The sequence below is a fragment of the Streptomyces sp. B21-105 genome (assembly GCF_036898465.1).
Lineage (GTDB): Bacteria > Actinomycetota > Actinomycetes > Streptomycetales > Streptomycetaceae > Streptomyces.
Window position 1 is genome coordinate 7,076,676 of the sequence record NZ_JARUMJ010000001.1, and the last position, 19,570, is coordinate 7,096,245.

Annotated in this window: 16 protein-coding genes and 2 pseudogenes; 9 read left to right on the top strand and 9 right to left on the bottom strand. The window is 70.1% G+C overall.

The annotated features are described in order from the left end of the window. The first annotated feature begins 63 nt into the window (after positions 1-63). Positions 64-942, top strand: coding sequence for a helix-turn-helix domain-containing protein (locus QA802_RS31810; RefSeq protein WP_334529873.1), 879 nt, complete (start codon positions 64-66; stop codon positions 940-942). After that, a complete protein-coding gene (locus QA802_RS31815; protein WP_334529876.1) occupies positions 939-1,136 on the top strand; it encodes a DUF397 domain-containing protein in 198 nt (65 codons plus the stop codon). The genes QA802_RS31810 and QA802_RS31815 overlap by 4 nt, the downstream gene beginning before the upstream one ends. Before the next feature lie 60 nt (positions 1,137-1,196). Here QA802_RS31815 and QA802_RS31820 read toward each other — a convergent pair whose 3' ends face one another. The 3 genes from QA802_RS31820 to QA802_RS31830 all read right to left on the bottom strand — a co-directional run bounded on the left by QA802_RS31820 (position 1,197) and on the right by QA802_RS31830 (position 10,873). Continuing rightward, positions 1,197-6,359: a class I SAM-dependent DNA methyltransferase gene (locus tag QA802_RS31820; RefSeq protein WP_334529879.1), complete on the bottom strand. Its 5,163-nt coding sequence runs from the start codon at positions 6,357-6,359 to the stop codon at positions 1,197-1,199. A 34-nt stretch (positions 6,360-6,393) separates the two neighbouring features. Next, positions 6,394-9,426 carry a DEAD/DEAH box helicase gene (locus QA802_RS31825; RefSeq protein ID WP_334529881.1) on the bottom strand — a complete coding sequence of 1,011 codons (3,033 nt, stop codon included), beginning with the start codon at positions 9,424-9,426 and terminating at the stop codon, positions 6,394-6,396. Positions 9,427-9,511: 85 nt separating this feature from the next. After that, positions 9,512-10,873, bottom strand: coding sequence for a serine/threonine-protein kinase (locus QA802_RS31830; protein ID WP_334529883.1), 1,362 nt, complete (start codon positions 10,871-10,873; stop codon positions 9,512-9,514). Between the two features lie 220 nt (positions 10,874-11,093). Here QA802_RS31830 and QA802_RS31835 point away from each other — a divergent pair, with 220 nt between their 5' ends. Beyond that, positions 11,094-12,626 (top strand): TIGR02677 family protein, encoded by a 1,533-nt coding sequence (locus QA802_RS31835; protein ID WP_334529886.1) that lies wholly within the window; start codon positions 11,094-11,096, stop codon positions 12,624-12,626. Next, positions 12,623-13,132, top strand: a pseudogene (locus tag QA802_RS31840) (TIGR02678 family protein); the annotation flags it as partial. The gene QA802_RS31835 and the pseudogene QA802_RS31840, both read left to right, overlap by 4 nt. 62 nt (positions 13,133-13,194) lie before the next feature. Here QA802_RS31840 and QA802_RS31845 read toward each other — a convergent pair. Together QA802_RS31845 and QA802_RS31850 are read right to left on the bottom strand one after the other, a co-directional pair. Next, positions 13,195-13,305 (bottom strand): annotated as a pseudogene (locus QA802_RS31845) (DUF1772 domain-containing protein); the annotation flags it as partial. A gap of 341 nt (positions 13,306-13,646) precedes the next feature. Beyond that, positions 13,647-14,045, bottom strand: a complete 399-nt coding sequence (locus QA802_RS31850; RefSeq protein WP_334529889.1) for a VOC family protein — start codon at positions 14,043-14,045, stop codon at positions 13,647-13,649. 144 nt (positions 14,046-14,189) lie between these two features. Here QA802_RS31850 and QA802_RS31855 point away from each other — a divergent pair, with 144 nt between their 5' ends. Further along, positions 14,190-14,843, top strand: a complete 654-nt coding sequence (locus tag QA802_RS31855) for a TetR/AcrR family transcriptional regulator (protein ID WP_329414455.1) — start codon at positions 14,190-14,192, stop codon at positions 14,841-14,843. Between the two features lie 520 nt (positions 14,844-15,363). On the opposite strand, the gene QA802_RS31860 is transcribed toward QA802_RS31855, so the two are convergent. Beyond that, a complete protein-coding gene (locus tag QA802_RS31860; RefSeq protein WP_334529902.1) occupies positions 15,364-16,209 on the bottom strand; it encodes an SDR family oxidoreductase in 846 nt (281 codons plus the stop codon). Between the two features lie 64 nt (positions 16,210-16,273). Between QA802_RS31860 and QA802_RS31865 the strand changes: the two genes are divergently transcribed. Beyond that, the gene (locus QA802_RS31865) at positions 16,274-16,609 is read left to right on the top strand and encodes a winged helix-turn-helix transcriptional regulator (RefSeq protein WP_334529905.1); all 336 of its coding nucleotides are present in this window, start codon (positions 16,274-16,276) and stop codon (positions 16,607-16,609) included. Positions 16,610-16,657: 48 nt separating this feature from the next. Here QA802_RS31865 and QA802_RS31870 read toward each other — a convergent pair whose 3' ends face one another. The 3 genes from QA802_RS31870 to QA802_RS31880 are packed head-to-tail and all read right to left on the bottom strand — an operon-like array spanning position 16,658 to position 17,538. After that, positions 16,658-17,110 carry a radical SAM family protein gene (locus tag QA802_RS31870; RefSeq protein WP_334529908.1) on the bottom strand — a complete coding sequence of 151 codons (453 nt, stop codon included), beginning with the start codon at positions 17,108-17,110 and terminating at the stop codon, positions 16,658-16,660. After that, positions 17,107-17,364: a radical SAM family protein gene (locus QA802_RS31875; protein WP_334529910.1), complete on the bottom strand. Its 258-nt coding sequence runs from the start codon at positions 17,362-17,364 to the stop codon at positions 17,107-17,109. The genes QA802_RS31870 and QA802_RS31875 overlap by 4 nt, the downstream gene beginning before the upstream one ends. 6 nt (positions 17,365-17,370) lie before the next feature. Continuing rightward, on the bottom strand, positions 17,371-17,538 hold the full coding sequence (locus tag QA802_RS31880; RefSeq protein WP_334529913.1) for a hypothetical protein: 168 nt from the start codon (positions 17,536-17,538) through the stop codon (positions 17,371-17,373). 288 nt (positions 17,539-17,826) lie between these two features. On the opposite strand from QA802_RS31880, the gene QA802_RS31885 reads away from it, so the two are divergent. From QA802_RS31885 to QA802_RS31895, 3 genes are all read left to right on the top strand, one after another. Continuing rightward, complete coding sequence (locus QA802_RS31885) at positions 17,827-18,207, top strand: VOC family protein (RefSeq protein WP_334529916.1); 381 nt, start codon at positions 17,827-17,829, stop codon at positions 18,205-18,207. A gap of 141 nt (positions 18,208-18,348) precedes the next feature. Then, on the top strand, positions 18,349-19,131 hold the full coding sequence (locus QA802_RS31890) for an MBL fold metallo-hydrolase (RefSeq protein WP_334529919.1): 783 nt from the start codon (positions 18,349-18,351) through the stop codon (positions 19,129-19,131). 26 nt (positions 19,132-19,157) lie between these two features. After that, a complete protein-coding gene (locus QA802_RS31895) occupies positions 19,158-19,553 on the top strand; it encodes a nuclear transport factor 2 family protein (RefSeq protein WP_334535001.1) in 396 nt (131 codons plus the stop codon). Positions 19,554-19,570: the final 17 nt, after the last annotated feature.

Here is a 19,570-nt window from a genome sequence, read left to right on the forward strand (position 1 = left end):
TGTCGGCGGGACGGAGCGTGACGGCCGGCGCGGGTGCGCGTTGGCCGAGGGAGGTGGTGCGGGATGAGTGAACCGACGGGACCGGTGGACGAAGCGTCCGCGGGCGACGGCGACGGTGGCGGCGAGCGGCAGTCCGAACCGGACGCCGGATCCGGTGTCCTGCGCGTCTTCGGGCGGCAGTTGAAGCGGTTCCGGGTGCGGGCGGGCATGGAGCGGCCCGAGTTCGGCTCGCGGACGGGTTACTCGATGTCGACCATCGCCGCGTACGAGCAGGGACGCCGGGTCCCGCCGCCGAAGTTCATCGACCAGGCGGATGAGGTGCTGGACGCGGGCGGGGTCCTCCAGGAGATGAAGGAGGAGGTGGCTCGGGCCCAGTATCCGGCGTTCTTCCGGGATGCGGCCAAGTTGGAGACTGAAGCGGTTGAGCTGCACGTGTATGCGACGAAGGCTGTGCCGGGGCTGCTCCAGTCCGACGACTATGCGCGCGCGGTGTGCACCATGTGGCGGCCGTTGCTGACGCAGGACGTCATCGAGGAGCGGGTGGCGGCCCGTCTCGCCCGGCAAGAGATCTTCGCCCGCATGCCACAGCCCACCATCAGCTTCGTCATCGAAGAGGCGGTACTGAGAAGGCCACTCGGGGGGCGGGCGGTCATGAGGGGACAACTGGAACAAGTCCTGCTGTACGGCCAGCGCCGCAACGTCGAAATCCAGGTGGTGCCCACCGACTTGGAGGAGCACGCTGGACTTGAGGGGCCGTTCACCTTGATCGAGACGCGCGACGGGCGCAGGATCGCTTACGTGGAGGGGTACAAGGACAGCCGCCTGCATACGGAACGCAGGGCGGTCCGGGAGCTTGAGGAGCAGTACGGCATCCTCAGGGCTCAAGCGCTCACCCCACGCGCGTCACTGGCCTTCGTCGAAAAGTTGCTGGGAGAACAATGAACGCCGAGAAGTCCACCGGTTCTGCGTTGACGTGGTTCAAGAGCAGTTACAGCACGGGCTCGGGCGGGGAGTGCATCGAGGTCGCCGTCAGCCCTCGTGTCGTTCGAGTGCGTGACTCGAAGGACGTTGCTCGTCCTGGCCTTGCGGTCGATGCCGAGGCTTGGACAGTGTTTGTTGGCTTCGCTGCGCAGTGATCGATAGACCTGCCCCCGGCCCTGTACCGGGGGCAGGCTTGTGTCAGGCCGCTTGGTCTACTACGCGTTCGTCCTTTCGCGGGTGGTCGGAGTCCAGCGACCGGCGGCGATCTCGGCGTCCAGCCTGGCCTGGAAGTGCGCGTGCGCAGCCCTCATCTCGGCCTCTCGGTCGGCCTTGTAGAAGGGGGCCTGGTAGTCCTCCGGGGGTGGGGTTCCCTCCGGGTCTTCCAAGTGGGCAAGGAGATCGAGGTAGTCCTGCTTGGTCTGGCCGTGGCCGTAACTGAATGAACTGGCGGCGATTTTCCGACCATTAGCGTCGAAGTAGGTGGCCGCTTCGAAGTCATACAGCTGCGGGTAGCGAGACTTGAAGATTGCTGCGAGCTGGTCGGCAGTGATCCCAAGCCAGACCGCGACGAGGGCATCGAGTTCGACGAGCGCGGCTCGGCGCTCGTACTCCGTGCGGAGCGGGCTGCTGTACTCCCAGGTGGGCTTGAGGGCGGCAGCGAGGGGCTTCAAGTGCAGCCAGTTGGGGTTGGCCCAGTCCTCGTAGCCTGCCCAGCGGGGGTCGAACAGCTCTGTCCACAGGGGGGCGTAGTGCGTGGTCAGGGCGTTCAGGCGGAGAGTGCGGAGGAGGAGGGCCGGGGCGAGGGGATGCTTCGGGTCAGGGGCCGGCATCTTCCTGGCTTCGCTGGTCTGGAGATGCGAACGCCCGGCAATGCGCAGCAGGTAGTCGAGCGGTAGCGCCGCCCAGAAGCCTGCGTTGAGGACGGTCAAGCACTCATCCTCCAGGGCCATCGATTGCACGTTGTGGATATGGGCGGGGCCGGGCGGAATGAGGGCAGCTTGAAGGCTGCGGCTGGTATTGAAAGAGATCATGACTCGCCAGGCCAGCCGGTAGAACGTGGTGAACGGTTTACCGAGCCAGGTATCCTGGGCTTTCCGATATGTCGTCTCGTCGGTGGCCCGCACGTAGTTGGTCACGGGGACGCATGTTTCCGGGAGTTCAGTCAGGATGAGCGAATCCCAGTGCCTGTTGCTAAGGCAGGGGATCTTCGGCTCCTTGGAAAACGGGAGTGCCGATGCGAAGTGGGGTCCCTGGAGGATAACGTCATTGAACGCGGGGACAGCTTGGTTGCCCCAGCGGATCAGCCCGTCCTTCTTGGCGTTGGCTTCGTCGTACCCCCTTGTGATCATCGGGCAGTAGTCGGCAAGGCTGCTGCGGTAAGCGGCGATTGCCTCGATCGCTCCTTGCTCGCCTACGAGGACTGGGTAGAGCAGAGGAGTCTGTGTCACTCCACCAGTTGAGCCCGTCAGGGCTTGCCAACTGGCCAGCAAGTTCGTATCCACGTGCACGACGCGGTCGTGGTGCGGTCTGATGTCCCACGAACCGTTGCTCCTGATGCCAGGTGCAGGGCCTTGTCCGTCATGTGTCAGTGACTCGGGAAGGACCTCGGCGTCGCGGAGTTCGCTGAGGTGCAAGAAGTCAGGTTCTTGTTGCGCGCCGTAAATGTGCATCCCGAATTGTTGGGCCCAGTCTAGATCGGCAAACGCCCATTGGGCCGAATTCACGAAATGTGCATGAATGCGGAGGTGTCGGTATGCCGCAGCCCGGATAGCACCCTCACGCGCGCCAGCGAAATGCGTGTCCGGGTGGATCAGACCAGCACTGCCGTGAGGTGCGATCTGCCGCCACACCCGGGCCATGAAGGCCCGGTAGAGGTCGCCCTGCGTACCGACAAGGAGTGGATATGCGGCTGGGCTGCCCAGCACGGCGACGGCGCCCGCATGGTTGGCCAGCTCAGACAGAAGGAAGCGCTGCCTGTCCGTATGCGCGGCCAGCACGTCTTCCTTACGGAGCCGCCATTCCGCCGCACTCGGTTTCTCCGCCAGCATGAACCACGGCTCCAACTCCGCCAGAACCAGATCCTCCTGCCACCGAGGCCGAACCCAAGGCGGATTCCCCACCTGCAACTCAAACCCACCCCGCGCAAACACCTGCGCGAACTCCAGCTCCCAGTGGAAGAACCCCTGGGCCTTGGCCACATCCCGCGCCGCGCCCGCCCACAGGAACCGCTCCTCCAGGGACTGGAACCGGTCCATGCCCATCCACTCGGGCAGCTCGTCCTCGTACCGGGACAGATCGTCAAGGTCGTCGAACGTCGACACCAGCGACTCCTCCGGCACGTCCTGCGTGCCCAGCAGCGCCTCGGCGAAGTCGATCCAGTCGTCCAGGTCGGCGAGCGCGATGACGTCGCGACGCTCACCCTTGATCTGCCCCTTGCGGCGGCCGGTGCGGCGACGCGACACGGAGTCCCGCGTCAACGTCATCTGCTGCGGCTCGGCGGTGAAGCCGGGCAGGGCGTCCGCCTCCCAGGCCATCAGGACTTCGTCCGCGCCGCTCTCCGCACCGTCCTCGGCGCTCACCGTCTCCAACTCCGCCGCCCGCGCGGCCAGCGCCTCCGCCCGCGCGTACCGCTCGTCCGTACCGTCCAGCAGCGCCGCGTTCTGAACCGGCCAGAACCACAGCGCGCACCACGTGTCCATGAGTGTCTTGAGGCGCCAGTAGGGAGTGTCCTCCGCCTGGAGGTCGGCCAGGATCACGTCCCGCTGCACGGCGGCCTTCGGCCGGCGCAGCCAGTCCTTCTTCGCTCCCCACACCCGGATGTCGCGGGAGATGTCCCGCTCCGACAGTTCCAGCCGCCGTACGACCAGCCCCCACAGGTACTCGGCCCGCCGGGCCAGCCCCTGGAGCCGGGCCGTCTGCTTCGCCGAAGGCGACTTCGTGACCGCCTTCCGCCACGCGGCCAGTGCCTTCGCCTCGGCCGGGGCGAGGGCCTTCGCCTCCTTCTCGGCCGCGACCGCGCCCCACTCCTTCGCCGGGAGCAGGAAGTGGTGCACCGCGCCTTCCGGAAGCGACGCGCCCGCCACCGCCTCCGCCAGCGGGAAGCGCTCCGGAGTGGTCCCCAGCCAGCCGCCCTTCCTCAGCCGTTCCGCCGCGTACACCTCGCGCCGGCCGCCGATGAGGGAGTTGCCGCGCCGCAGGTGCAGGCCGAACCAGGGGGCCTCCATGCCGGGGTGCATGGTGTTGAGCCACAGGGAGACCTCGGCCAGCTCCACGGCCGTCTCGTTGAGGTCGACCCCGAACGAATTGTGCAGGGCGATGTACGCCTTCGCCTTCTGGAGTTCGACGGCGTACTGCTCGGTGTCGATCGACTCGCCCAGCTCGGCCTGCCTGCGCCGCAGGTACTCCGCCGCGACCTGGTTGATCGCCTCGTTGAGGAACGCGCCCGAGCCGAGGGCGGGTTCGCAGATCCGCCAGTCCAGGAGGTCCTTCGCCTCCGTGGTGTCGGTGAGGAGCTGCTGGAGGGCCAGTTGCACGGTGACCCGCGTCAGTGACTCGGGCGTGTAGTACGACGCGGAGGTCTGCCGGTCGCGTCCGGAGAGGCGGTACACGAACGTGCCCGGCGCGTACCGCACGCGCAGGTCCTCGCCGGTGAGCCGGTCCCGGCGCCGTACGAACACCGAGTCGTCGTAGTCCGCGATCTTCGACGCGGGGACGAGCCAGGAACCGTCCTTCGGGTCACCGTGCCTGGCGACCTCGTACAGCTCCTCGCCCGCGATGAAGCCGCTGTACGACATCAGGCCCTCGTAGACCGCGCCGAGCTGGTTGATGCCGAGCTGCGCGTACGAGATGAAGCCGCCGCGCTCCCCCCGCTTTCCCTGGGTGATCATCAGGCTGTGCAGCACCTGGTGGAGGGTGGCGTTGCGCAGCCGGGTGTCCAGGCAGCGGACGGACTCGCCGCGTGCCAGGGCCTCGTCCGAGTCGTACCGCGGGTCGGGGAGGCTGTCCGCGCCGATCAGGCGGATGGCGTCGTGCTCGAACAGCTTGCTGTGCAGCGGCTCGAAGCGCAGGCCGACATCCTCGCTGATCCGCGCGTCCGCCATGTCGTCGGCGTCCGCCTCCACGCCGTGGGTGCGGCGCGGGCGGTAGCCGTCCTGCACCTTGCGGAACAGCAGGTCCAGGGACTCGTACAGGTAGAAGCCCTTGCGGGCGGTGTCGCTCACCGGCTCCCGCTCGGCGACGAGTTCACCGAGCCGGCCGAGTCCGTACCCCTGCTGGTACTCGGGGTAGTCGGCGGGCAGGATGCCCAGCTCGGGGCGGGCCTCCGCGTACAGCAGGAACAGGATGCGGTACAGGTAGCGCAGCGACTCACGCGTCAACCGGCGTCCCAGCTCCGGGAGTTCGCCGACGTCCTCGGGGCGGACGCCCTGGTCGCGCAGCCGTTCCAGCACCTCGTTCGCGATCAGCTCGACGCTCTTGCGCAGGCCGTCGCGCAGTTCGCTGGAGACCCCGACGGCGTGCTTGGCCGACTTGCCGACCAGTTCGGCCAGCGGGTTCTCGCCGCCCTCCTCCGGGGTGCGCAGCGAGTCCGCGCCGAACAGCGCGGCCACCGTGTCGAGTTCGCCGCCCGCCCGGGTGTCGTTGCGCTGGAGCGCCATGTCGAGGGAGACACCGAGATAGCGTCCCTCGCCCCACACCGCGCGGTCGGCGAGGACGATCACCCCGCCGCCGAGCAGCAGCACGTACCGGGGCGGCTCCTCGCAGGCGAACAGGAAGGAGGCGAGCTTGGAGCCGGTCTCCACCGGGTCGGGGCCGTCCAGCGGCACCGGTTCCAGCAGGCGTCCCCGGCCCCTCGGGTCGAGAGCGGCGTCGGGTTCGGCGGCCCAGCCGCAGTCCAGCGCGACGAGGCCCTTCTCTGCGTGGGCGACCGGGACCTCGTACCCCCGGCCCGCGCGCTCGACGGAGAGGACGCGCGGCTTGGCGTCGTAGCCGAGCGCACGCAGCACCTCGGCGTTGAGCGCCCGCACCCGCTCCCGCCACTGCGGCACCCCGTAGGTCAGGACGTCGTCGTCGGCGTCCCGGACGGTGATGATGCCGTCCTCGTCCTCAGGGAGGGCGAAGGAGGATCGGGCCCGGAAGTAGTCCCGGCGCAGCGTCCGCAGCCCCGCGCGCGGGGTCACCGGCAGTTCGGTCCGGCCGGGCGTCGGTGCGGCGGACGTCTCCTCCTCGGTTCCGCCGTCGCCCCCGGCGGCCGGGCGCACCGCCTCCTCGCGCTCCTTCCACTTCTGGAGCAGGCCCGACTTGAGATCCTTCGGCAGCACCTCGGCCAGGTAGTGAGCCGAGAAGTAGTCGCCACGGTTGACCAGGGAGTCGTACGTCATGACAGGGCTTCTCTCAGGGGATCACAGACCGGGGTCACCGGGCGGCGCGCTGGGGCACGTGGCGGAAGGGGGACGACGACGGGGCGGAGAGGGAGACGGGACGGGTTCCGTCGCCGTCCCCGCGCACGGCGTCGGTCTCGGTGTCCGGCACCAGCACCGCGAGGACCCGCAGCAGGGGCCTGCCCGTCGTCAGCAGCGAGTCGGCCAGATCGGCGAGGCGTTCCCGGGTGCGCTCCCCGCCCAGCGTGGGCTGCTCCCAGGCGCCGAGCCGCAGCTTGTACTCCTCGACGGGCCGGCGCAGCGGCTCGTCCCATGCGTCGCGGTGGGCGTTGAGGAACGCCTCGGCCGTCTCCAGCACCCGGGGGAGGGCCGCGCGCACGGGCGCGGGATCGCGGTAGCCCCGCTTGTTCGCCATGGCGGGGCCGACACCGGCGCGGCGCAGCAGGGACACCATGTCGTCGACGGCCAGTCCTTCCTGTGCGGCCTCCCGCCAGGTCACGCCCATCCACTTCACGACGGTGGGCCGGCCCAGCTTGTTGGAGTACACGCCCTGGACGAGATAGACCGGCTCCGCCACGTTCGCCGTGATCATCGGCGCCTCCTGGCGGCCCAGGCCGACGAGGACCTTGTCGGTGATCCAGTCGACGACCGGGTGCAGGTCCGTGAGCAGGGAGATCTCCGGCCAGCTCGACGTGGAGGACTGCCGGGCCCGCTGGAGGGAGTGCTCGGCGAGGCGGCGGTTGAAGGTCACCAGCAGCCGCTCGCGCAGCCGCTGCTCACGCAGGTAGTCCGAGGGCAGCGCCTTGAGACGGTGGACGAGTTCCGCCGGCGGGCGGAAGGAGATCAGCCCGGACTGCTGGTCGCGGTCCAGCTCCAGACGGTCGCGGGCGTCCGGATACACCTCGCGCAGCGCCTCGTCCACGAAATGGGCGGTGGAGTCGAAGAGGCGGGGGAGGACCGGGCTCGCGTCGGAACCGTCGGCCGACGGCGGCGTCCCGACGTCCAGCGGCTCCTCGCGTCCGTCGGCGCCCAAGCCCCCGGCCTGCTCCGCCGTCGCGTCCACCGAGCCGAAGAAGTCCGCGAGGAAGTCGTCCAGACCCGCGTCCTGGCCGTCGGCGCCGGCGTGGGGGGTGTCCAGGGACTCGTCGACGGTCCTGCCCCGCAGCAGGTCCTGAATGAGGGACCGCTCCTCCGCCTCCGCCCGGTACAGGCCGGTCACCGCCTCCGCCGTGCCCAGCGAGCGGTGCGCCTGGTCCTCGCGTTCCATCAGCCGCTCGGCGACCACCGTGTCGTCCTTCGCGCCGTCCACCTCGCTGGTGAGGATCAGTGCCCGGAACTGCGGCGGGTGGGCCTGTCCGTACCGGTCGATGCGGCCGTTGCGCTGCTCGATGCGGATCAGGGACCACGGCACGTCGTAGTGCACGAGCTGGTGGCACTGCCGGTGCAGGTTGACGCCCTCGGACGCCACGTCACCGGTGAGCAGGACCCGGACGGGCGTGTCGGCCAGGCCGAACTCCTCGACACGGTCCATCTGCTGCTCGTCCGAGAGGCCGCCGTGCATGACACGGACGCAGTCGCGGGCCGCGCGGCCACGGAAGCCGAGGGCGACGGGCAGCACTTCGGCCAGCCACTCCAGCGTCTGGACCCGCTCGGAGAACACCACGACCCGCGTCTCGGAGGCGGGTCCCACCCCGATCTCCTCGCGCAACAACCGCACCAGGGCGGCGAACTTCGCGGAGTCCGCCTCGGTGAGGCCGGCGGACAGCTCCGACAGCCGGTGCAGGGCGGCGAGTTCGGCCTCCGTGCCGCGCCGGTCCTCCTTCTTCTCCAGCGTCCTGATCCGCGCGGAGACCGTGGACCGCAGCGCGGCGGGGGAGGACAGGAACGACTTCAGCAGCGTGTAGGGGAAGAGGGGTACCGCGCTGACCGAAGCGGCGCCGTCACCGGGCAGCCAGACGGCGGCCAGCTCCTCGAAGATCCGCTCCTCCGAGGGGGTGGCCGGACAGTGCACCGAACGGGAGGGACCCCGGTCCGCCCACTGGCCCTTCATCTGCTCGCGGACCTCGGGGCTGATCTTCGTCCGCCGGATGAACAGGTGCTCGATGTCGGCCGCGCGGTAGTTCTCCGGGTCGCGGATCGCCACCGGGTCCAGCAGCCGGATCAGTTCGGCGAAGGACTTGGCGTCGCCGTTGTGCGGGGTCGCGGAGGCCAGGATCAGCGCGTCCGTGCGGGGCGCGAGGGTGCGCGCGAGCTGGTTGCGCAGCGAACCGCGGTTGATCAGGTTGTGCGACTCGTCGATGACGACCGCGTCCCAGCGGATCTGCTCGAGGTGGTGCTGGTACTGGTTGGTGTTCTTGAGGGTGTCGATGGAGACGATGACCCGCTTGAACGAGGTGAACGGGTTGCGGCCGGCCGGGATCTCCCGCTGGATCCGCTCGATGCCCACCGAGTCCAGGCGTACCAGCGGGATCGCGAACCGCGTCCACAGCTCGTGCTGGAACTGCTCCAGCACGTGCTGCGGGGTGACCACCAGGATGCGTTCGCCCCGGCCGCGGCGGATCAGCTCGGCCAGGGTCAGGCCGATCTCCAGGGTCTTGCCGAGGCCCACCACGTCCGCGATCAGCAGCCGAGGGCGCAGATTGGCGCCGGACAGGGCCAGCTGGGCGGGGCGCCGCTGGTAGGGCAGCGGGTCCATCAGGAACGAGTCGGCGAGCGCCAGACGGTGTTCCGACTGGGGCAGGGCGGTGCGGCGCAGCACCGCCTCCAGGAACAGGCGGGAGCGGCGGTAGTTCGGGGAGTCGTCCATGACGAGCGTGGTCGCGCCCGGGTCGAGCAGTTCGATGCGGTCCAGGCCGGAGAAGAACACGGCCTCCTGGTCGCGGACGAACTCCGACACCCCGGTGACCTCGATGCGCGTCCCGTCGTCGGACGTCGGCATCGAGCTTCTGACCAGCCACTCCTCGTCCCGTACCACGACCAGCGCACCGGCCGGGTACTGGTCCTGGCCGCTCGTGGCACCGGTCTGTTCCTCGCCGGTCTGCTCCACGCTGGTCTGGACGGCGGTCACCGCTGGCCTCCTGAGGCGGGTCGATCGTGCGGGTCGGGCCCTCTCGGGGGCCCGCCCATTATCGCGGGTCACAGGGGCGTACGGGTCAGAAGGGTGTACTGGCCGCATACGCCTCGCGCAGCCGCCGAGCGGTGATCCGGGCCTGCGCCGAAGTCCGCGGGGAGGGCCGGTCCGCCGCGCCGCGCCCGGACGTGCGGCGCGGGGACAACGGAGCGGCGGACCGCGCGCCGGCCGGGTCCCGGACCGGACCGTCGGCCTCGGCCCGCGCGCGGGCGGCGGGCGCGGAGTCGGCGCGGGCGTCGGCGGACGGCGGGGCCGAAGGGGTGTCGTCGACACGATGGAGCAGAAGACGGGGATCGGCGGGCGGCTCCGCCGGAGCGGGCACCGACGGCAGCTCGTGACCAGCCGGGAAACCGCCCTGCCGTCGCCGAGCCGGCCGGGGGTCCGCCGCCTCCCGTTCCCGCTCGGCAGGGGGAGACGCGAGGGGAGTCCCGACCGTCCCGGCCCCTGTGCGCGGCTCCGCCCCGGAGGCACGGCCGACGGCGAGGAGGTCGTCCAGGACATGGGTGGGAGCGGCGGTGTACGTGGTGAGTCTGCGACGTGCCTGGGCGACCTTCAGCCCCTGCGCCTCGATCAGCGCGCGGCACCGCCGGACGACCTCGGCGAGGTCCGGCCGGTCCTGCGGACGCTGGGCCAGCATGGCGGTGAGCAGCGGTACCAGCTCGTCCGGGGTCCCGGACAGATCCGGTGCGCACGCGGGGTCGACGACCTGGTGGAAGAGAAGGTGGATGTTGTCCGCGCGGTAGGGCGCATGGCCCGAGGCGGCGAACAGCAGGACGGCGCCCAGCGCGTACACGTCGACCGCGGGCGTCAGGGGCTTCTCGCCGTTGGCCTGCTCGGGCGGCATGCAGGAGGGGGTGCCGACGACCATGTGCGGCGCGGTCAGCGACACACTCGACTCCGCGAACACCGCGAGCCCGAAGTCGATCACCTTCGGGCCGTTCGGGCCGAGCAGCACGTTGGCCGGCTTCAGGTCACGGTGCAGCAGACCCTGACGGTGCACGCCGGCCAGGGCCTCGGCCAGCGTCGCGCCCAGCGCCGCCGTCAGCAGTGCGGGGAGCGGGCCGTGGGCGGCCACGTGGCGGCTCAGGTCGAGACCCTCGACGTACTCGGTGGCCAGCCAGGGGCGCTCGGCGTCCGGGTCGGCGTCCAGGAGGGCGGCGATCCGGGCGCCCCAGATCGTCTTGAGAATCTCCACTTCCTGCGCGAACCGCGTCCGCGTCTCGGAGTCGACCACGGACGGCTTGATCACCTTCACGGCGGCCGGTTCCCCGCCAGGCGACTCGCCCAGGTACACCTGCCCCATCCCGCCCTGCCCGATCCGGCCGAGCAGTTCGTATCCGCCCAGTTCGCAAGGGTCGTCGGGGCTGAGGGGCGCGATGTGCACGAAGGGCCTCACCATCGGGCGGAAACGGTGTCCACGGTCACGCTAGACCACCGCCCGCGCCCGCGGGAGGCGGTCACCGCCCATTCCCCGGCAGACCGGGGCGCACACCCCTCTTCCGGGACACGGCCCGTGATGTCGGTGCCGCCCTCTACGGTGGAGATCGCCGATGCCGCGGGGACGGTGGGGAGGGACGACAGGGGTGCGCAGGGTGCCACCGGAGATGTTCCGGTTCACGACAGGTGAGAAGGCCGACCTGAACGGGGCGGTGCTGGACGCCTTCGGCGTGGCCGGCGAGCACCTCGAGGCCACGCTCGGGCCCGACGCGGTACGCGAGCGACTGCGCCTGGCGGGCTGGGTGGCGGCCGTCGACGACGGGGAACTGCACGACGCGCTCGCCCGGCTCGTGAAGTGGGAGCTCCTCGACGTCGTGCACAACCATGCGGAGAACTACCGCACGGCCGAGGAGTACGAGCGGCGCAACCTCCAGTACTCGCTGACCCGCCGAGGCGAGGCGGCTCTCGCCGGAGTGCGGCACGCGCTCGAGGTGCTGGCTTCCACGGGGGCGTTGCAGACGGCCGTGCTGGAGGCCATCGCCGACCGCCTGGACGACCTGTGCCTGCTGTCCGGCGAACCCGCCTCCGCCGATCGGCGGATCTTCAGCACGCTGCGCGAGCTGGAGGCGCACCTGGAAGCCCTGGTGGAGAACACCAAGGCGTTCAACGGCGAACTGCAGCGCCTCCTGCGCGCCGAGGGCGCGGACCTGGACGTGTTCCGTGAGGTCAAGGCCGCCACCGTCGCGTACCTCCAGGAGTTCCTCGTCAACCTCGACCGGCGCGGACAGGCGGTCGCCGCCGCCGTGGCCCGGGTGGAGGAACGGGGGACCGCCGTGCTGCGCGAGCGCGCCCTGCGCGGGGCCGAACTGCCCCCGGCCGCCGGTGAGGACCCCGCGGCCGGCTGGCTGGAGAGCAGGCGGGCGCGCTGGGCGGGCCTGCGGGCGTGGTTCCTGCCGGACGACGGGGCACGGCCCCGGATCGAGCAGCTGCACGACATCGCCCGGCGCGCCATCGTCTCGCTCCTGCAGGTCCTGGAGCGGATCAACGAGTCACGGCGCCGTTCCTCCAGCGCCGTGCAGGACTTCCGGGAGCTGGCGCGCTGGTTCGCCGCGGCCCCGGCGGAGGAGGACCTGCACCGGCTGTGGTCGGCGGCCTTCGGACTCGGCCCGGCGCGCCACGCGCACCTCGCCCACCCTGACCCGGAGTTGATCCCGTCGTCCCGTTCCTGGTCCGAGGCCCCGCCCGTGGAGGTGTCGGCGCTGCTGCGCACCAGCGGACGGACCGAGCGCTTCACCCGCACGGGCAGGGTGCGGGACGTCACGGCGGTCAGGGCCGAGCGCGCGGAGCGGGCCCGCGCGGAGCGGGCGGAACTCGCGCGTGCCTGGCAGGCGTTGGAGACGGACGGCCCCGTGCGCCTGTCCTCCTTCGGCACACTGGATCCCGCCGTCTTCGAGCGGCTGCTCGACCTGGTGGGCCGGGCCCTGGCCGCCCGGCCGGACACGACCGGCTCGCGGCGCGCCACGACCGGGGACGGCCGGGTGGAGATCGCGCTGTCCCCACCTACCGACGAGCGCACCGCCGTACTGCGCACGACGAAGGGCACCCTCGCCGGACCGGACTACGTCGTGCTCATCACAGCGGCCGGCGGAGCGAGCGCCCTCCCACGGCCGGGCGCCGCGCGGCGGGAGGCAGCCGGATGAGCACCCTCGCCAACCAACTCGCCGCCGCGGAACGGGAGCAGGTCGCCCGTGCCATCCGTCTCCTGCTGGCCCGGCCCCTGCTGACCGAGGCCACCGACCCGGCCGGCTTCGAACTCGTACGCCGCCGTCGCGAGCCGCTGGCCCAGTGGTTCGACTACACCTGCGGCTGGAGCCTGGTGGTGGAACCGCGCCGCGGCTACGCCCGCCTCACCAAGGTCCGCGCCGACCCGGACGGCTCCCGGCCGGCCCGCAGGGCGCGTTCCGGCCGGGCCCCGTTCGACCGCCGGCGTTACGTGCTGCTGTGCGTGACCGCCGCCGAGCTGCTGTCCATGCCGATGACGACCATCGGCATGCTCGCCGACCGTGTCGTGCAGGCCACGTCGGCCGACCGGGCGCTGGCCGCGTTCGACCCGGTGCACAAGCCGGAGCGCATGGCGTTCGTCGACGTCCTGAAGCTGCTGGAGTCGTACGACGTGCTGCGCGCGGTCGACGGGAGCACCGAGGCCAGGCACCCGAACGCGGCGGTGTGCAGTAGAGCGCGGACGAGGTTCCAGGTGACCCACCGGTTCTCGAAGTGCTCACTGGCCATGGCCAGGCCGTCGGCGTCGCGCAGGGGGGCGACCTTGGCGAGCTGGTCGTTGAGCGGGACGTCGACTGCGCCAGTGATGCCGAAGGCCACAGGTACAGCAGCAGTGCGGCGATGATCCAGGGGAGGGCGGGTCGGCTGTGGCCGCGCCAGGCCAGGACGGCGGCCGGCGCCAGCAGGGGGATCGAGCCCATGAAAGGGATCGTGAACGTGGGGTTGAAATGGCCTTGTTGATGTTCTGCATCGCCTTGACCAGGGTGCGGTCGGAGGGCCGGCCCAGGCCGGGCACGACCGAGTAGGCGAAGCCGGCGAACAGTCCGGCCATCAGGCCGGTGCTCACAGTGGACGCCATGGACGCCAGGAGCACGACTGTCTGCAGGGGCTTGATGGGTGCGCTCGCTTCGTCGGGCTGGTGGTGAGGGCCGGTGGCGGGGTCAGGCGTGCTCGATTCCGGTCGGGGTCGCCCACTCGACGAACTGGACGATCACGCCGTTGGGGTCGGTGACCTGGAAGAGGCGCTCTCCCCAGGGCTCCTCGCGCAGCGGCATGGTGATCTCGACGCCCGCGGCGCGCAGCCGCTTCTCCTCTTCGGCGACGTCGGTGACGGTGAAGGCGAGGATCAGGCCGGAGGCGCGCTGGTCGCGCTGGTCGGCCGGCAACACCTGGGTGCCGCGTGCGAGCAGGACGACGTCCACCGCGGCGTCGTCGCGCGACAGGGAGGCGAATCCGTGGGCGGCGGCCTGCTCGACGTAGCCGAGGTGGGTGATGAAGAACCGCTGGGACGCGGCAAGGTCGTTGACGGTGAGCGAGACGGTTGACGCGGTGATCTGCAAGCGGGTGCTCCTTATTGGTGGGGCTTGTCGTCGGCCGGTTGGCGGGGCGCCCAGCCGAGGATGCAAATTTACGATGGACGTAAACTTATTCCGGCAGCATCAAGGCTGTCAACATAAAAATGCTACGAGTGTAAGATTGCACCCATGGCTACCGACACCACATCGTCCGCGCAGCCCACCGGCTTGCGGGACGCCAAGAAGCAGGAGACGAGGCAGCTCATCTCCGACCACGCCACCCGCCTGTTCATCGCGCAGGGCTTCGAACAGACCACCATCGCCGAGATTGCCACCGCCGCCAGGGTTGCCAAGAAGACCGTCACCAACTACTTCCCACGCAAGGAAGACCTGGCCCTGGACCATCAGGACGCCTTCATCGCCTCCCTGGCTCACGCCGTGACCGACCGTCGGCCCGGCGAGTCCGCCCTGGCGGCGCTACGCCGCGCCTTCGCCGACGCCGCGGCGGCCGCGGATCCGGTCGCCGGGTTCTCCGGCCCCGCCTTCGCCCGCATGATCGCCGACAGTCCCACCCTCTCGGCCTGCCTGCGCGGCCTGCACGACCGGCGCGAACATGCCTTGGCCGAGGCTCTCGCTGCGGCTGTCGGCGCACCACGAGACGACATCACCGTCCGCACCGCCGCCGGACTGCTCGGCACCGTCCACCGCATCCTGTTCCAGCGCATCCAAGACCTCACCCTGGCCGACCGCCCCAATGCCGAGATCGCCGAGACCGTCGACGCGGAGGCATCCCTCGCCTTCGACCTGCTCGAACCCTCCCTCGGCCACTACGCCATCGTCTGAACACTCCCGGCTCCACGGAGGGTGCACATGAGCGGATGTCGGCTCATGCAGGGGGAACTGGTCGTGGCGGTCTGTTCCCCCTGAAGAGGGGGATGGCTGGGGGCCATGACGCCCGTTTGACGCTCTGGGTGCCGACACGCGGGACGGGAGCCCAGAAATGGGCTCTGACCTGGTCTTTTGTGAGACCGGCTCAGGTCGACATCCTTCCGATGACGTCGCATGTGGAGTGTGTGGCGATTCTTGAGCCCGCTACAAAAGGGCTCTGACCTGCGGTTTTGTTGCTCTGGTGGGTTGCTCGGCCTGTTTCCCTCCGGGTAGCGGTTCGAGCGGACGGATCGATCTTTGAGAGCTCTGTGACCTGCGAATTCGTGAGCGAGGCGCTTGCAACGGCGACGCCTTCGAGTGGCTCTTGCGGAGAGCCCGGGCGGTCGGCAGTACTTGAAGGCTTGGCAGGCCGCCCGCCGAATACGGCGGCCTGCCAAGCGTTGGCGAACTGGGCGGGAGCTGACAGCGGTTGTGGTCAGAGGCCGATGTCGGCCAGCCACTGGCTTGTGGTCCGGGGGGTGACTCCCAGCAGCTTCTGGGCGGAGGTCTCCGGCGTGATCGAGCGGCCGGGCATGGCGCTCATCGCCTGGTAGGCGCCTGCGATGTCAGCGGCGGCGCTCTCGCCGATCAGGGGCGCCATTGAGGTACGGAACTCCTCGGCGGTGATCTGGTCGAAGACCACGTCCCGTCCGAGCCGGGCGCCGAACGCCTCGGCCAGGTCCGGCCCCGTGATGGCCGGGTACTGGCCGACGGAGACCACGCCGGTGACGTCCGTGCGGTCGAGCAGGGCGACGACGGCGTCGGCGATGTCCAGGTGGGAGGCCCAGGAGACGGGGAAGTCGGCCCGGATCGGGTAGGGCAGAACACCGTGCTCGCGGACCGAGCCGATGACGTGCGGCATGAGCAGGTTCTCGAGGTACAGCTCGGGCGCGATGACCGCGTGGGACACGCCGGAGTCGGCGAGGCCGGCGGCCAGCGTCGCGGCGGCACCGCCGATGGCGGGATCGATGGGGAAGCCGCTGGTGGAGAACACGACGCGGTCCGGCCGGGCCTCGCGGACGGCGGTGAGGATGTTGTGCGCGTAGGTCTGGCGGTCCTCTTCCGAGGCCACCGGCAGGTGGACGAAGACCCCCTCGGCACCTCGGTAGGCGTCGGTCAGGCCGGCGGCTGAGGAGTAGCCGGCGGCCACGACATGCTGCGCGCCGGGCACGACGGCGTCGGGGTTGCGGGTCAGAGCGGTCACGGACTTGCCCGTGGCGGCGAGAGCGGAGACAACAGGGGCGCCCTGGGCGCCGGTGGCGCCGTGAATAACGTAGGTCATGGCCCCATTAGTGCATGCGATGCACCAGTTACATCAACTGCACTAATGGGGTACAGTCAAAACTGTGACTGATCCCTGTCTGCCCGAGTGCGGTGTCGCCCGGTTCCTCACGCTGCTCAACGGGCCGTGGGCCACCCTGATCGTGCGCGAACTGCTGCACGGCTCCCACCGGTTCACCCAGTTGCGCGAGGCCCTGCCCGGCATCAGCCCGCACACCCTGACCAGCCGGCTGCGCCAGTTCGAGCGGCACGGCATCGTCACCCGCACGACTTACGCGGAGATTCCGCCGCGGGTCGAGTACGCGCTCACCCCCCTCGGTGAGGGGCTGCGCGAGGTCCTGGAGGCCATGGGGACGTGGGCCACGGCGGTGCCGGATCCCGAGTCCGGCGTCACCGCCTGACGTACCCCTGGCCCGGCGACCCGGTCACGGTCACGGTCACGGTCACGGTCACGCCGAGGATGCGAGCCTCTGCCGCAGGGCGTCGTTGTCGTCGTGGTGGACGACCTCCTCGAAGCGCAGCCGCAGCCCGTGCTTGTCCAGCAGTTCCGCCACGATCGCGTCGAGCTGTTCGCTGTGCTCCTTCGTCCGCGCCTGGAGGTACGCCTCGCGGACGTCCTCGGGCTCGTCGGCGAGGACCTGGTCCATGAGCTCGCGGATGTACCGCTTGAGGTTGATGTGCTCCATGAACACCTCACCGACTCCCGCCTCGACGAGCCGGGCGAAGAGGTCGTCGAGGAGTTCGGGCCGGGTGGCGAAGTGGGGCAGGAGCGGGCCGACGAAGGCGTAGGTGGGGATGCCGGCCTCGTTGAGTTCGGCCAGGGTGCGCAGGCGGCGGGAGGCGAGCGGGGCGCGGACCTCCAGCCAGCGGCTGACCTTGTCGTCGGTGCTGGTCACGGTCATGCCGACTTCGGCGCGGGCAGGCTGGTGAGCAGGTCGATGTCGCGGGTGACCACCGGTGACTTGGTCAGGATGCGGACCAGGCCCGGGTACTCGACCGCTTGCAGTTCGCGCAGGATGCCGCGGGTGAGCCGGTACTTCGTCTCGTGGCCCTGGTAGGCGTCGGTGACGGAGCTGAGCAGCATCGTGCCCCGCCGCTTGTCCTCGGGCATCTTCGCCAGCTCCTTGCGGGCGAGCTCGACCGCGTTTTTCTTCACGTACAGCTAGTCGCCCCACTCCTTGACCGACCGGCCGAACTGGCGCCCGGCGAAGCTGGCGAAGCAGTAGGCGCAGCCCAGCACGCAGCCTGTGCAGGGGTTGACGACGTAGTCGTCCGACGGGGTCTTCGACTTCTGGATCAGGGTCTTCGCCTCGATCTCGACCGGCTCCATGACGTACTTCCTTCCTGCGGCCCGGCCGTTCGTGTCCGACGTACCGGGGTCCTGTGCTGTCCGAGGGCCGCGAGTCCGCAGGTCACCGAACCCATACATCCGGAACAATAATCTGCGGAAGTTGATTCCATGGAATCTAAATGGTTTGCTGGAGGCTGGCCGGCCCGGAGCCCGTCATTCCTGCCGAGTTGCCGTAAGTCCTCTCCGTGGAGTGGTGGTCGCCTCCTGGATTTGGCCTGCCCCACAGAGTCACATTTCTCCCCTTTTGGGGAGTGAGGAGTGCGTGTCATGACCGTTCCCGCCTTCAACTCGGTCGCCTGGTTCGAGTTCGGCACCGACCAGCCCGAGAAGGTCAAGGAGTTCTACGGCGGGCTCTTCGACTGGAAGTACGCCCTCAACACCAACACCCCCGGCGTGACGTACCACTCCGTGATGACGCCGGGCGCCGGGCAGCCGACCGGCGGCGTGTGGGAGTCGGAGGGCAATTTTCCCAACTACGCGATCTTCTACGTCCTGGTCCAGGACGTCGCCGCGACCGTCGAGCGCGCCCGGGAACTCGGCGCCACGGTCCTCATGGAGCCTGTCTCCGACTCGGCGGGCCTCACCTTCGCCCGGCTGGAGGACACCGCCGGCAACCACTTCGGCGTCTTCTCCGCACCCGCCCCGTAAGCCCGACCACGGGCTGCCGCCCCGCCGGCCGCCCTCCAGGGAGCGGGCGGGCCCGTAAACCTGTGCCTCTTCCGCCCTGCCTCCCGCCGGAGCGCGCCGCAGGGCCTCGCACCACCGTTCCCCCGACCGAGAGGTTCCCCGATGTCCGGCGCCAGCGCCACCAGCGAAAAAATCCCCGTCCGCGTCTACGGCGGCCCCACCGCCCTGATCGAGTACGGCGGACTCAGGTTCGTCACCGACCCCACCTTCGACCCGCCCGGCGAATACCCCATGCCCCTCCCGGGCAACCACAGGCTGGTCAAGACCGACTCCTCGCCGGTCACCGCCGCCGACCTCGGCCCCATCGATGCCGTCCTCCTCTCCCACGACGAGCACGACGACAACCTCGACAACGCCGGCCGTGCCCTGCTGGCTGAGGTGCCGGTCGTCTTCACCACCGACAGCGGCGCCGGCCGCCTGGGCGGCAACGTTCGCGGCCTCGCCTTCTGGCAGACCGCCGAGCTCAAGCGGCCCGACGGCGGCACCGTGGCCGTTACCGGCGTGCCTGCCCGACACGGCCCCGTGGGCTGCGAGCCGATCACCGGTGACGTCATCGGCTTCATGCTCACCTCCGACGACCTTCCCTCGGTCTACGTAAGCGGCGACAACGCCGCCCTGGAGCACGTCAAGGAGATCGCCGAAAAGTTCGCACCCGTCGACACCGCGATCCTCTTCCTCGGCGGCGCCCGGATGCCGTTCGCCTTCGACGGCGCACTGCTCACCCTCGACAGCGCCCTGGGCGCCGAGGCGGCCAAGACGCTCGGCGCCCGACGCGTCGTCCCCGCGCACTACGACAGCTGGGCCCACTTCCAGGAAGGCCGCGCCGAGATCGAGGCTGCCTTCACCGAGGCCGGCCTCGCCGACCGTCTCGACTTCGCCCGATGACCCCGACCGAACCCACGGAGACCACGGTGACCACTGCCAACCTCGACCTGGCCCGCGCCTACTTCCAGGCCGTGCAGACCGGAGACATGGCTGCCCTCGGCAGCCTCCTCGACGAGGAGATCGTCTGGCACCAGCCTGGCGCCAACCAGTTCTCGGGCGACCACAAGGGCCAGGGCGCCGTCTTCCAGATGCTTGGCTCCATGATGGAGGCCAGTCAGGGCACCTTCGCCATCGGCAAGATCCACTCGCTCATGGGCAACGGTGACCTGGTCGCCGCCACCATCCACTTCACCGGCCGCCGCGGTGACGCGTCCATGACCATGGACGGCGTGGATCTCCTGCGCATCCAGAACGGCAGGATCACCGAGATGTGGCTCTTCTCCGGCGACCAGAACGCCGAAGACGCCTTCTGGGGCCGCTGATACCCGTCGTGTGCCCC